This is a genomic window from Suttonella ornithocola, assembly GCF_001889065.1.
In the GTDB taxonomy this organism is placed as follows: Bacteria; Pseudomonadota; Gammaproteobacteria; order Cardiobacteriales; family Cardiobacteriaceae; genus Suttonella_A; species Suttonella_A ornithocola.
Genome location: NZ_LWHB01000272.1, coordinates 1 through 400, shown reverse-complemented (window position 1 = coordinate 400; position 400 = coordinate 1). Strand labels below are relative to the sequence as shown.

Below are 400 nucleotides of genomic sequence, written 5' to 3'. Positions count from 1 at the left end.
GCTTTTGGATGTTGGTTAATCTTTTTTTATGCGTTATCTTTAGTCGCTTTAGAGCATAACAAATCGCTGATTGCGAGCAATTAAAACGTCTAGCGCTTTCCCATTGGTAATCATCAGGATACTGCTCAATATCCTTAAGCAAGGCTTCATCATCAATCTTTGAGGGCTTACGCTCAGTAAAGCTTTTAGGATGGGGATTTTTAATCCAGCTATAGACGGTGAATTTGCTGATCTTGTAGCGCTTTGCAACAGCGCGCCAAGTTTCTCCATTAGCAATATCGTTAAGAATTTTCTGTCGGAATTGGCGACAGTAGGTCATAGGATATGCTCAGTTTGTTTTTGATAATTCTACTACAAGTTGTTCTTTAATATCTGCTTTGGATAGATTGGATTATAAGTG

1 protein-coding gene is annotated in these 400 nt (G+C 38.2%); it reads right to left on the bottom strand.

Features of this window, described 5'->3' with window-relative positions:
* A partial coding sequence (locus A5N85_RS13695; RefSeq protein ID WP_072577636.1) for an IS630 transposase-related protein occupies nucleotides 1–319 on the bottom strand: 319 nt, incomplete at its 3' end.
* Between the last annotated feature and the right edge of the window lie 81 nt (nucleotides 320–400).